Source organism: Pseudoalteromonas sp. C8 (genome assembly GCF_011378685.1).
GTDB classification, from domain to species: Bacteria; Pseudomonadota; Gammaproteobacteria; order Enterobacterales; family Alteromonadaceae; genus Pseudoalteromonas; species Pseudoalteromonas arctica.
Window position 1 is genome coordinate 1 of sequence record NZ_WTKT01000035.1, and the last position, 11,735, is coordinate 11,735.

Below are 11,735 nucleotides of genomic sequence, written 5' to 3' on the forward strand. Positions count from 1 at the left end.
GGGTCGCATTATAGGGAGATCATATTTTTACGCAAGCACTTTTTTAAAGAAAAAGTAAAAAAAGATACTGTTCGGTTAGTATCTGAACTAAACACTCTAAAACTGATAGTTTTGTAACCAAACAGTGCGCTGTATGGTACAAAAATCACCTTGCTGATACACTCAAATACTAATAATCATGATCTAAAAGGTACTAACTATGGCAATTCGTTCTTATAAAGGTGCTACTCCTTCATTTAATTCGTCTGTTTATATTGATGAGTCATCGGTTTTGGTTGGTAACATTACTTTAGGTGATAATAGTAGTGTGTGGCCGTTAGTAGCTGCACGTGGTGATGTTAACTATATACGTATTGGTGAGCGTACAAATATACAAGATGGCAGTGTATTGCATTTATCTCGCGCAACTAAAAGCAATCCAGATGGTTATCCACTTATTATAGGTGACGATGTAACAGTTGGTCATAAGGTAATGCTGCACGGATGTGTATTAGGAAACCGTATACTTGTAGGTATGGGCGCTATTATTATGGATAACGTGGTTGTTGAAGATGATGTAATTATAGGTGGAGGATCTTTGGTACCACCAAATAAGCGTTTGGAGTCTGGTTACTTATATGTAGGGAGTCCGGCTAAGCAAGCCCGCCCTCTAACAGAGCAAGAACTTGCCTTTTTAAAAATATCTGCCGATAACTATGTATCACTTAAAGATGAATACTTAACTGAAATAGCTAACTTAAGTTAATAAGCTTACTTCAATTTGACCTGCCGAGTTATAGCTCTCTTCTTCGATGAGTTCCTCGGCACGTTCTTCGTAATCAAAACGATATTTTTCAAAATACTCTGTTGCATGGCTTTCGTCTGTTAATTTAAGTGTATTTACTTCTATTACACACTCCACCAGCATGCCACTAACTTGTGCAAAAAATACTAACTGATGATCGGGCTCTCTAAATTCCAGTCTATCTATAAATTGTATTGCCTGATTCATTTGAGCACCCCTTGTTTAAGCGCATCCACTACAGGAAGTATTTTTGGCATTTTATTACGCCAGACGTAATATGCTTGAGCAGCCTGACCAACTAACATTCCGCTACCATCTAAAAGCTTAGCGTTAATATTATGCTGTGCTACCCAATTCATAAAAATGGTATTTTGCAGTGAATAAAACATGTCATAAGCGACTTCACAGTTAGTTATGTGTTTTTCATCAAGAGCTGGAAGCTCATTATTCATACTGCTAGATGTAGAGTTTATAATTAGTGAGTAATCGCTTACTGGTAAATCATCAAAGCCAAAGCCAGATACTGGTCCATATTGAGTAAACAGCTCTGCGAGTTCTTTGGCTTTTTGTGCTGTGCGATTAACTATTATTATTTCCTGAGGGTTATGCTCTAACAAAGGTAAAATAACCCCTCGAGCAGCACCGCCCGCACCTATGATTAAAATGCGTTTATTAGTTATGGCTACTTCATTAGCGAGTAAATCATTTACAAAGCCCACACCATCGGTGTTATCACCGAGTAATGTGCCATCATCTCGTTTTTTTAATGTATTAACAGCCCCTACAATTTTAGCTAATGGCGTAAGCTCATCAGCCATTGCATAGGCTTGCTCTTTAAATGGCATTGTAACGTTAGCACCAACACCACCTTGCTCAAAAAAAGACAATACTGTTTTTTCAAAGTTATCGATAGGTGCTAATATTGCGCGATAGTCGATTTGCTCACCCAGTGATACAGCAAATTGTTTATGTATCGCGGGGGATTTTGAATGTTTAATTGGATTTCCAAAAACCGCATATTTGTCCATTTTAAAGCAACCTCTTTGCAGCTATATACTGCCTATTAACGATGATAAGTAATATGATTAAACGACTTTTTTCTAAATCTAAGCCAGCTCCCGAGCAACAGACTCCTACTCCTGAAAAAACACCGTATGAAATAATAGGTGGAGAAAAAGGGGCGCGTGCTATCTCCAATCGATTCTACGACATAATGGAGTCAGATGAATACGCTAAACCGTTATATGATATGCATCCTCTGCCATTAGATCGAATTCGCCAAGTATTTTTTGAATTTTTATCTGGTTGGTTAGGCGGGCCAAACCTATTTACTGAAAAACATGGCCAGCCAATGCTACGTAAAAGGCATATGCCTTTTACTGTAGATAAAGCATTGCGCGATCAGTGGATGCACTGCATGAATAAAACGCTGGATATAGAAATAGACAATCCGTTGTTACGCGAAGGCTTAAAGCAATCATTCTCTCAACTAGCAACGCACATGATTAACCAGCATTAAATTTGTATTTAGCCACAATGCAAAAAGGCGCTAATTAGCGCCTTTTTGATTACTGTGTAATTGTTATAATTGCCATTCTCTGGCTATCAGCTCACTTGGTTTACTAGTTAGCCACTCTTGCGGGCGTAAGTAATACTGATATAGGTTAGCTTCTGGGCTACTTGGCTCTGGTTTATAGTTATATTCCCAGCGTGCAAGTGGTGGCATAGACATTAATATAGACTCAGTGCGCCCGCCACTTTGTAATCCAAATAAAGTGCCTCTATCCCATACTAAATTAAACTCTACATAACGTCCGCGACGATAAAGCTGAAAATCACGTTGTTGCTCTGTGTATTCATCATTTTTACGACGTTCAATAATAGGTAAATAGGCATCTAAAAATCCATTACCCACCGATTGCATAAACGCAAAACTCTTTTCAAAACCAAGTTCGTTTAAATCGTCAAAAAACAAACCGCCTACTCCGCGCGTCTCGTCTCTGTGCTTTAAATAAAAATACTCGTCGCACCATGTTTTATATTTTGGATAAACTTCACTACCAAATGGCGCACAAATGTCGTGAGCAACTTGATGCCAATGCTGTACGTCTTCTAATACTGGATAAAAAGGAGTGAGATCAAACCCGCCACCAAACCACCATATTGGCTCTTCGCCTTCTTTTTCGGCTATAAAAAAGCGCACATTGGCATGACTTGTTGGTACATGAGGGTTTTTAGGGTGAATAACTAACGACACACCACACGCATGAAAGCTGCGTCCTGCAAGTTCTGGTCTATGTGCTGTTGCAGAACCTGGCATTGAAGCGCCAAATACATGAGAGTAATTAACTCCGCCTTGCTCTATTACAGCGCCATTAGTGGTTACACGTGTGCGACCACCACCGCCTTCTGCTCGCTGCCAGTTATCTTCTATAAATTTAGCACTGCCATCTGCAGCCTCCAAACCTTTGCAAATAGTGTCTTGCAAAGCCATAAAGTATGCTTTTACTTGATCTAATAATTCGCTTTGCATATTAACCTCTAAATATTTTTCCAGTCATGGCATCTTTTATTGTGCTTGGTTGAGTATTACCACCTAACGCCTCATCAACGTAAAAGCCAACTTGTTCTGCAAATTGCGCTTTAGCTTGCTCAATACTAATTACCGTTTCTTGACCGGTTAAGTTTGCACTGGTTGATACTAGTGGCTTACCAAACTCTTGGCACAAACGTTTTACTGTTGGATGGTTTGTTACTCTGACTGCAATGGTATCAAACTGCCCTGTGAGCCATTTAGGCGTGTTTTTAGATGCAGGCATAACCCATGTAATTGCAGCAGGCCAACTCGAAAAAATATCAGCTCGTTTATCCATTGGTATTTTTGCATCATCTACGTATTTTAATAATTGTCCGTAGTTATCAGCAATTAAAATAAGTCCTTTTTCAACCGGGCGCTGCTTAATAGCTAATAGTGCCTCAACGGCTTGTTGATTATCTGGATCACAACCTAAACCATATACAGCTTCTGTTGGGTATAAAATAACTTCGCCTTGCGTTAAGCATGTTATTGCAGTGGGCGTATTTGAAAGGTCTGACAAAGTAGTCTCCAGATATAATTAAACGTTATTCAGTTGGGGTCAGCTTATGCATGCAACTTTTTTGTGGGCATTGCAATAATGTGCCGTTTGCCATATTTCTCTCTATGACGATAGGCCAGTTACATTCAGGACACGGGTGTTCAACCGGTTTATTATTAAGTGTGTATTTACAACTTGGATAGCAATCACAAGAATAAAATACTTTACCAAATTTATTACTGCGCGCGACTAAATGACCTTTTTTGCATTTAGGGCAACTTGGCAAAGTGTCTTCGCTTTGTTTTTCTTCATTTTCGTTAGCAATGTAATGGCACTCTGGATATCCCGTACACCCAATAAACATACCGTAGCGCCCATTTTTAACCACCAGCGGTTTGCTGCACTGCGGGCATGCTGAATCTTCAAGAACTTTAATTTCGTTACTATCGTGATGTACCAACGGCCTAATAAAATCGCATTCGGGGTAACTTGCGCATCCTAAAAAAGGGCCTGATTTACTATTGCGGATCACTAACTCTGAACCACACTGTGGGCATATCTCGTATTCTTTTTCGAGGGCGTGCTTGTTCGCCGAGAAAAGCGAATGGTCGATTTTACTCATGGTGATCCTAATAGGTTAGTGAATTTTCGCCTAATATACCCAAACCACTTAAAGATACAAGCAATGCCGTGCTTATCCGTTTAAGTAATTTGAGTACAATTAAGATAATTATCTCTAATGAAGAAGTTCGCTGGGTTCATCAAAAATCAAATCTTCCATTTGCTCATATGCCTCTTCAGAGCCAGGAACATTAAACAAAATCATAAGTACAATCCATTTTAAATCTTCTAGGCTTATAGTTGGTTTATCGAGAGAGGCTAAACAGTCCATTACCATTTCACGTGTTACATTGTTAATTACGCCTATTTGCTCAATAAACATTAAAAAGCCACGACACTCAGCGCTGAGCCTTTGGCATTCACTATCGGTAAATATACGCACAGCATCTTTAGGGTTAGCAATAAGATAAGGAGACTCATCGCTGTGTTGTAAATCGGCGAGTTGCTCTAACCAATCAAGAGCTTTAAATATCTCAGGCTTATTAAAGCCCGCACGCAGTAGCTCATCGGTTAACTCATTTTGCTCTGCAAATATATCCGCTTCGCTATGAATGTAATTTTCAAAAAGATACAAAAGAATATCAAACATATTACCTTCCTGCGCTTAACTTGATGTAACCATCTAACACTCGCTCAATCTGATCGTCTAATTCTAAATCGAGCAACCTACTGAGTACTTTATCTATTGGCCACTGCGCACGACGCACAATGTCATCTACACTGGTTACTTCAAAGCCAATACTATTTAAAACCTCACATTGAGAATTGGCTTGAATCGGCTGCTCTTTATTACATACATTATTGTCGTAAGTAAAACTCACCTCATCAAGAATGTCAGCCACGTTTTCTACCAGCTTAGCACCTTGCTTTATTAAAAAGTGACTTGCCTGCGCTAACGGGTTTTTAATAGAACCCGGTACTGCAAATACCTCTTTATTTTGTTCAAGCGCATAGCGTACTGTAATTAACGAACCACTTTTAATTTCAGCCTCAACAATAAGTACTCCTAACGATAACCCAGAAATAATACGATTACGGCGCGGAAAGTTGTGCGCATGAGCAGCTGTGCCTGGTAAAAACTCACTCACCAGCAAACCGCTTTCTAAAACTTGGTCTGTTAATAGTTTATGGCGTTTGGGATAGTAAATATCAACCCCAGTACCAAGCACCGCTATGGTTTTACCTGTACCAGCAAGAGAGCCTTTGTGTGCTGCACCATCTATTCCCCGTGCCATACCTGAGGTAACTGTAATACCCGCTAAAGTTAACTCGTATGCAAATTCTGATGCTATTTCAAGCCCGGTAGGTGTGGCATTACGACTCCCTACAATTGCAATCTGTGGAGTAGATAATAACGAGACATCTCCCCTACAAAATAGTAATAAAGGCGCACTGGCAATCTGTCGGAGATCTTCTGGATAAAGCGCATCAAAAATACAGACAACCGTAATGTTGTGCAGCGTAATTAATTGCTCATAATGACTGACTTGTTGCCAATTGGTATTGAGTAAATTACTCGCCTGATTAGCGGTTAATCCAAGCTGTAAAAGCTTGTCATGAGGTAAGTCGAATAACGACCCAAGGGAATAGTTTGTAGATAGTGCTAAAAGGGTTTTGATACCCAACCCTTTACACATATAAAAGGCAAGCCAGTGGGCTAGCTTGCCAGATGACTGATCCATGCTCTCTCCTAGAGCACCGACTCGCTACTTCTTAATGAATAACTGCAATATCTCCAATGCGAATTGGGTGCTGGTTTTTAGTTATTAATGCATAACTTATTTTGTCATACACTTTAAAGACAATTAGCTCGCCAACTTTTTCTTTAGGCATAGTCCACGTTGTGCTCTCTTCGTCAGACTCACCACCAAATAATTGGCTCACATCAGATAAAAGCTTCTCGTATTTACTAGAATCTTCTGGGTAACGAGGCCCACGAGGACCATCAATAACCGTTGGCGATTGACGTTCTAGATCTAATACATGACCCGCTTCTATGTTTTGTTCACTGCCTAAGTTTAGCACTACAACATCCATTGTGCTGAATTCTCTAACTTGTCGTGGGGAAGCAATAATATTCCCTGTTACAGGCTCAGAAGGACGGTGAATATTAAAGTACGCAGGAAGCATTTGACCTTCCATTGCCGGCATTAAAAAATCGCCTTGCTGAATTTCTCGTTTAACAGATTCAACACGTAATGACGAAGGCACGCCATTGTGTTCATCACCCGCTCTAAACGCACGTGCGATACCCACGTAAGATGCACGCGTTGCTAACACTTCACCGGTTAAATCGGTGTAAGGGTCACCTTTATGGTAAATGGCATATGCTTTATGTACTTGTAAGTCGCCTTTAACATATAAAATATGGCCTAACGTTTGTGTTTTAGTATTTTCGTTAGCACCTAAAATATAAGGTTTGCCTTTAATATCGTCACTGTTCATTGCTTGCTCGTAACTGATATAAGGTTTGATCATTTCAAGCGGCAAAGTAGTAATAGCATTACGCCCTTTTGGTGTAATACGACCCTGAGGAGATAGCTTTCTATATCCTTTATTAATCACTAAACGTGGGTTTCCATCTGCATCGTATATCAGCGCTAATGCATCACCGGGGTAAATTAGGTGCGGGTTGTCAATTTGTGGATTCATTTGCCAAAGTTCAGGCCATAGCCAAGGCTCATCTAAATAGATGCCAGAAATATCCCAAAGTGTATCGCCTTTTTTTACAACATACTGTTTTGGTGCATCTTTTTTTATTTTAAGCACGTCAGCAATTGCGGGAAACGCAGCACTTAACGTAAGCATGATTGCAAGTAATGGAGATTTCATTGAGCTTCCTTGTATTGTTTTTTCATTATTATTGCCCAAAACCTGTTAAAGGTGAACGCGAATGGCTAAAATAAGAGCATACAATACCCTAAATTAAGCACAAGTGAAAAAGGTAACTATGGCTAGGTTAGAAGTTTTAAGATTTCCAGATGAACGTTTACGTACTATAGCAAAAGATGTTGCACAAGTTGACGACACAGTACGCCAAATTGTAAAAGACATGCTAGAGACAATGTACGATGAAAATGGCATTGGACTTGCGGCCACGCAAGTAGATATTCATCAACGAATCGTTGTTATTGATGTATCAGAAGAGCGCGACGAGCCACTGGTATTAATTAATCCACAAATCATTAAAAAAGACGGCTCTACCGTTAGCGAAGAAGGCTGTTTATCAGTACCTAACTCGTATGCAAAAGTAGACCGCGCTGAAACAGTAACAGTCGCTGCACTTAACGAAAACGGTGAAGAGTTTGTACTAGATGCAGATGAATTACTGGCTATTTGTATTCAACACGAACTAGATCACCTTCAAGGTAAGCTGTTCATTGATTACTTATCTCCATTAAAGCGCCAACGTATTCGTAAAAAGCTTGAAAAAGAAGCTAAATTTGCAGATTAGTAATAAGTACCTTAGGAAAACTCAGTGACTCAACCATTACGCATTATATTTGCCGGTACGCCGGACTTTGCAGCACGTCATTTACAAGCGCTGATACAAAGCGAACACCAAATAGTGGGTGTATATAGCCAGCCAGATCGCCCTGCAGGTCGTGGTAAAAAATTAAAAGCCAGTGAAGTGAAAGAGCTAGCGCTTGAGCACAACTTACCGGTTTTTCAGCCACAGTCATTAAAAAATGATGAAGCACTAGCAGAGCTAACAAGCTTAAATGCCGACATTATGATTGTTGTAGCGTATGGCTTAATCTTACCTAAAGCTATATTAGAAGCCCCACGTTTGGGTTGTTTAAATGTGCATGGCTCTATATTACCGCGCTGGCGCGGCGCTGCACCGATTCAACGCGCAATTTGGGCAGGTGATGAACAAACCGGCGTAACAATAATGCAAATGGATGAAGGGCTAGATACCGGCGATATGCTACATATAAGTCGCTGCCCTATTAGCACGACAGAAACTAGCGCTAGTTTATATACAAAGCTTGCTGAGCTAGGTCCAGACGCGTTAATTGAAACCATTAATAAATTAGCTAATGGCGAGATCACCCCTGAACCTCAAAATGATGAACTTGCTAACTACGCTAAAAAGCTTTCTAAAGAGGAAGCTAATATCGATTGGTCAATGAGTGCACTGCAAATTGAGCGAAACATTCGCTCTTTTAATCCATGGCCAGTGTGCTTTACCCAAATGGGTGGGCAAACAGTAAAGATTTATCAAGCGCAGGTTGTGCTGCAATCAGGTGATCCTGGGCAAATTTTATCAAGCGATAAAAATGGCGTAGTAGTGGCGTGTGGCGAACAGGCTTTATGTATTACGCAATTACAGCCGCAAGGTAAAAAACCAATGGCAATTAACGACTTTTTAAATGGTCGTAGTGACTGGGTTACCCCTGGCACAATATTAGGCGAAAACAATGAGTAATGTTCCAAACGTACGAGCGCTTGCCGCTGAAACTTTATATAACGTAGTTGATAAAGGCGCATCGCTTAATCAAGAACTTCCATTTGCAAGCCAAGGCTTGCCGCCTAAAGATAAAGCGTTGCTACAGCAAATTTGTTATGGCGTTCTACGCTACTTACCAAGCCTTGAAAATTACTGCCAACACTTAGTAGAGCAGCCATTAAAAGGTAAACGTAGAATATTTCAGTTTTTATTATACGTAGGTATTTATCAACTGCAGCATATGCGCGTACCACCTCATGCTGCCATTTCAGAAACGGTTAACGCACTGGCTCAACTACGCGCTTTAGGATTAAAAGGGCTGATAAACGCCATTTTACGTAGTTTTCAGCGCCAACAAGCAGAGCTTGAAGAAAAAGCAAAGCTTATTCCGGTATGTTTATACAACCATCCAAATTGGTTTATTAAACAGGTGCAAACAGCCTACCCAGATAGCTGGGAAGCACTACTTGAAGAAAACCAGCAACAAGCACCTATGTGGCTTCGTGTCAATCAAGCCCAATTTAGCACGCAAGAATACAGCGACATGCTTAGCGCTAACGATATTGAACACACCTTAAACCCTGACTTTATTGATGGGATTAAGCTTGCCAAACCACGTGATGTATTTTCGTTGCCTGAGTTTGATACAGGTGCATGTTCAGTACAAGATGCTGCAGCACAGTTGGCAGCCCGCTTTTTAGAACCTAAAGCAGATGACTATATTTTAGATGCCTGTGCAGCACCTGGCGGAAAAACGTGTCATATATTAGAGCTTGCTGATGCTGATGTACTTGCACTTGATAGCGACTCAACTCGCCTTGAACGCGTTAAGCAAAACTTAACTCGTATTGGCTTAGGTGCAGACCTACAATGTGGCGATGCCTCACAACCACATACTTGGTGGGACGAAAAATTATTTGATCGTATTTTGCTTGATGTGCCTTGTTCAGCCACTGGCGTAATTCGCCGTCACCCTGATATAAAATGGTTACGTCGCGCATCAGATATCGAAGACTTATCTAAGTTACAAAACGATATCCTTGATAGCATTTGGCCACTGTTAAAACCAGGTGGCACATTGGTATATGCTACGTGTTCGGTTCTTCCACAAGAAAACCAACAGCAAGTTGCTAAGTTTTTAGCTAATAACGATGATGTAGAACATATACCTCTACACGAAAATGATACCGTAACAACTCCAGGTTTGCAGTTACTGCCCGGTGAAAGTGATGGATTTTATTACGCTAAGCTAGTTAAAAAAGCCTAATAGCCGTACACTAAATAGTTAGCCATTTATGAAACATTAAATGGCTATTTTTTTAATTAAATTATGATCAATACCACGGGTAAATAATGAAAATAATTATACTCGGTGCCGGGCAAGTTGGTGCTACGCTTGCTGAAAACTTAGTTGGCGAACAAAACGAAATTACCGTTGTTGATATAGACGGTAACCGATTACGTGAACTTCAAGATAAGTACGACTTACAAGGGGTTATGGGCCACAGTGCGCATCCTGATGTATTACGCCGTGCAGGTGCTGAAGATGCCGATATGATTATAGCGGTAACCAGTTCAGATGAAGTGAACATGGTTGCATGCCAAGTGGCGTACAGTATTTTTAAAACGCCCACTAAAATTGCCCGCATTCGCTCAGAGCAATATTTAAAATACCGCGAAAAACTATTTCAAAACGATGATTTACCAATCGATCATTACATTGCTCCCGAAGCACTGGTCACTAAGTATATTCGCCGTCTAATTGACTACCCTGGTGCTCTGCAAGTATTGCAGTTTGCTGATGGCATGCTCTCGTTAGTAGCCGTAAAAGCTTACTATGGGGGTTTATTAGTAGGTTATGCGTTATCTGCACTTAAAGAACATATTCCTAATGTAGAGACTCGTGTTGCTGCTATTTATCGTCAAGGTAAAGCAATAAAACCACTGGGTACCACCGTTATTGAAGCCGATGACGAAGTATTCTTTATTGCCGCTACAAAACATATACGCGCAGTAATGAACGAGCTACAAAAACTTGAGCGTTCGTACAAAAAAATTATGATAGCTGGTGGCGGTAACATTGGAGCAGGCCTTGCCCGCTCACTTGAAAAAAATCACACCGTTAAACTAATTGAACGCAGTAAAGAACGTGCCGAGCAACTCTCAGAAATGCTCGATAACACGGTCGTTTTTTGTGGTGACGCATCTGATCAAGAACTGCTCTCAGAAGAGCATATTGAACAAGTCGATGTATTTATTGCCGTAACCAACGACGATGAAGCAAACATTATGTCGGCCATGCTTGCAAAACGTATGGGCGCACAAAAAACCATGGTGCTTATTCAGCGTGGTGCTTACGTTGATTTGGTACAAGGCGGCGAAATAGATATTGCCATATCGCCACAACAAGCAACTATATCAGCGTTATTAACGCACGTACGCCGTGGTGATATTGTTAACGTGTATTCACTGCGTAAAGGCGCAGCAGAAGCCATTGAAGCCGTTGCTCATGGTGATGAAAACACATCTAAAGTGGTTGGTCGTGCGATTGCCGACATAAAACTTCCTGCAGGTACAACCATTGGGGCAATAGTACGTAATGACGATGTGTTGATAGCTCACGATGATACAATTATTATGTCGGGCGATCATGTCATCATGTTTTTAATCGACAAAAAACACATTACCGTTGTAGAAAAACTATTCCAAGTAAGTGCTATATTCCTTTAACTAGTTACTCTAATTAGTTAATTTAATACACAAAAAAGCCGCTGACTAAGGCTAACACCGATCAGTTAAG

14 protein-coding genes are annotated in these 11,735 nt (G+C 40.5%); 6 read left to right on the top strand and 8 right to left on the bottom strand.

The window, feature by feature from the left end; translation table 11 throughout:
- Positions 1-199: 199 nt before the first annotated feature.
- Entirely contained in the window at positions 200-745 is a 546-nt protein-coding gene (locus GQR39_RS19775; protein ID WP_165736410.1) for a gamma carbonic anhydrase family protein, read from the top strand.
- On the opposite strand, the gene GQR39_RS19780 is transcribed toward GQR39_RS19775, so the two are convergent.
- The gene (locus GQR39_RS19780) at positions 737-991 is read right to left on the bottom strand and encodes a DUF1488 family protein (protein WP_004335144.1); all 255 of its coding nucleotides are present in this window, start codon (positions 989-991) and stop codon (positions 737-739) included. The two genes, GQR39_RS19775 and GQR39_RS19780, sit on opposite strands and share 9 nt — an antisense overlap.
- A complete protein-coding gene (gene aroE, locus GQR39_RS19785) occupies positions 988-1,812 on the bottom strand; it encodes a shikimate dehydrogenase (RefSeq protein ID WP_165736411.1) in 825 nt (274 codons plus the stop codon). The genes GQR39_RS19780 and aroE overlap by 4 nt, the downstream gene beginning before the upstream one ends.
- A gap of 53 nt (positions 1,813-1,865) precedes the next feature.
- Between aroE and GQR39_RS19790 the strand changes: the two genes are divergently transcribed.
- The gene (locus GQR39_RS19790; protein ID WP_165736412.1) at positions 1,866-2,303 is read left to right on the top strand and encodes a group II truncated hemoglobin; all 438 of its coding nucleotides are present in this window, start codon (positions 1,866-1,868) and stop codon (positions 2,301-2,303) included.
- A gap of 63 nt (positions 2,304-2,366) precedes the next feature.
- On the opposite strand, the gene hemF is transcribed toward GQR39_RS19790, so the two are convergent.
- The 6 genes from hemF to GQR39_RS19820 all read right to left on the bottom strand — a co-directional run bounded on the left by hemF (position 2,367) and on the right by GQR39_RS19820 (position 7,314).
- The gene (gene hemF, locus GQR39_RS19795; protein ID WP_165736413.1) at positions 2,367-3,317 is read right to left on the bottom strand and encodes an oxygen-dependent coproporphyrinogen oxidase; all 951 of its coding nucleotides are present in this window, start codon (positions 3,315-3,317) and stop codon (positions 2,367-2,369) included.
- A 1-nt stretch (position 3,318) separates the two neighbouring features.
- Positions 3,319-3,882: an L-threonylcarbamoyladenylate synthase gene (locus GQR39_RS19800; RefSeq protein ID WP_010555163.1), complete on the bottom strand. Its 564-nt coding sequence runs from the start codon at positions 3,880-3,882 to the stop codon at positions 3,319-3,321.
- A gap of 25 nt (positions 3,883-3,907) precedes the next feature.
- Entirely contained in the window at positions 3,908-4,483 is a 576-nt protein-coding gene (locus tag GQR39_RS19805; RefSeq protein WP_165736414.1) for a topoisomerase DNA-binding C4 zinc finger domain-containing protein, read from the bottom strand.
- Positions 4,484-4,597: 114 nt separating this feature from the next.
- Positions 4,598-5,071 carry a DUF494 family protein gene (locus GQR39_RS19810; RefSeq protein WP_004335158.1) on the bottom strand — a complete coding sequence of 158 codons (474 nt, stop codon included), beginning with the start codon at positions 5,069-5,071 and terminating at the stop codon, positions 4,598-4,600.
- A gap of 1 nt (position 5,072) precedes the next feature.
- Positions 5,073-6,164 carry a DNA-processing protein DprA gene (dprA, locus tag GQR39_RS19815; protein ID WP_121953919.1) on the bottom strand — a complete coding sequence of 364 codons (1,092 nt, stop codon included), beginning with the start codon at positions 6,162-6,164 and terminating at the stop codon, positions 5,073-5,075.
- Between the two features lie 31 nt (positions 6,165-6,195).
- Positions 6,196-7,314: a LysM peptidoglycan-binding domain-containing protein gene (locus GQR39_RS19820; protein WP_007584165.1), complete on the bottom strand. Its 1,119-nt coding sequence runs from the start codon at positions 7,312-7,314 to the stop codon at positions 6,196-6,198.
- Between the two features lie 118 nt (positions 7,315-7,432).
- Here GQR39_RS19820 and def point away from each other — a divergent pair, with 118 nt between their 5' ends.
- The 4 genes from def to trkA all read left to right on the top strand — a co-directional run bounded on the left by def (position 7,433) and on the right by trkA (position 11,665).
- Positions 7,433-7,936, top strand: coding sequence for a peptide deformylase (def, locus tag GQR39_RS19825; RefSeq protein WP_007584168.1), 504 nt, complete (start codon positions 7,433-7,435; stop codon positions 7,934-7,936).
- Between the two features lie 24 nt (positions 7,937-7,960).
- Positions 7,961-8,914: a methionyl-tRNA formyltransferase gene (gene fmt, locus GQR39_RS19830; RefSeq protein WP_165736415.1), complete on the top strand. Its 954-nt coding sequence runs from the start codon at positions 7,961-7,963 to the stop codon at positions 8,912-8,914.
- Positions 8,907-10,202: a 16S rRNA (cytosine(967)-C(5))-methyltransferase RsmB gene (gene rsmB, locus GQR39_RS19835; protein WP_024593219.1), complete on the top strand. Its 1,296-nt coding sequence runs from the start codon at positions 8,907-8,909 to the stop codon at positions 10,200-10,202. Before fmt ends, rsmB begins: the two co-directional genes overlap by 8 nt.
- Positions 10,203-10,288: 86 nt before the next feature.
- Positions 10,289-11,665 (top strand): Trk system potassium transporter TrkA, encoded by a 1,377-nt coding sequence (gene trkA / locus GQR39_RS19840; protein WP_004335170.1) that lies wholly within the window; start codon positions 10,289-10,291, stop codon positions 11,663-11,665.
- Positions 11,666-11,735: the final 70 nt, after the last annotated feature.

Bases quoted from the DNA above. Each gene is read 5' to 3' on its own strand.
- GQR39_RS19775 (WP_165736410.1), top strand. From the start codon at position 200: ATGGCAATTCGTTCTTATAAAGGTGCTACTCCTTCATTTAATTCGTCT.
- GQR39_RS19780 (WP_004335144.1), bottom strand. From the start codon at position 991: ATGAATCAGGCAATACAATTTATAGATAGACTGGAATTTAGAGAGCCC.
- aroE (WP_165736411.1), bottom strand. From the start codon at position 1,812: ATGGACAAATATGCGGTTTTTGGAAATCCAATTAAACATTCAAAATCC.
- GQR39_RS19790 (WP_165736412.1), top strand. From the start codon at position 1,866: ATGATTAAACGACTTTTTTCTAAATCTAAGCCAGCTCCCGAGCAACAG.
- hemF (WP_165736413.1), bottom strand. From the start codon at position 3,317: ATGCAAAGCGAATTATTAGATCAAGTAAAAGCATACTTTATGGCTTTG.
- GQR39_RS19805 (WP_165736414.1), bottom strand. From the start codon at position 4,483: ATGAGTAAAATCGACCATTCGCTTTTCTCGGCGAACAAGCACGCCCTC.
- GQR39_RS19810 (WP_004335158.1), bottom strand. From the start codon at position 5,071: ATGTTTGATATTCTTTTGTATCTTTTTGAAAATTACATTCATAGCGAA.
- dprA (WP_121953919.1), bottom strand. From the start codon at position 6,164: ATGGATCAGTCATCTGGCAAGCTAGCCCACTGGCTTGCCTTTTATATG.
- GQR39_RS19820 (WP_007584165.1), bottom strand. From the start codon at position 7,314: ATGAAATCTCCATTACTTGCAATCATGCTTACGTTAAGTGCTGCGTTT.
- def (WP_007584168.1), top strand. From the start codon at position 7,433: ATGGCTAGGTTAGAAGTTTTAAGATTTCCAGATGAACGTTTACGTACT.
- rsmB (WP_024593219.1), top strand. From the start codon at position 8,907: ATGAGTAATGTTCCAAACGTACGAGCGCTTGCCGCTGAAACTTTATAT.
- trkA (WP_004335170.1), top strand. From the start codon at position 10,289: ATGAAAATAATTATACTCGGTGCCGGGCAAGTTGGTGCTACGCTTGCT.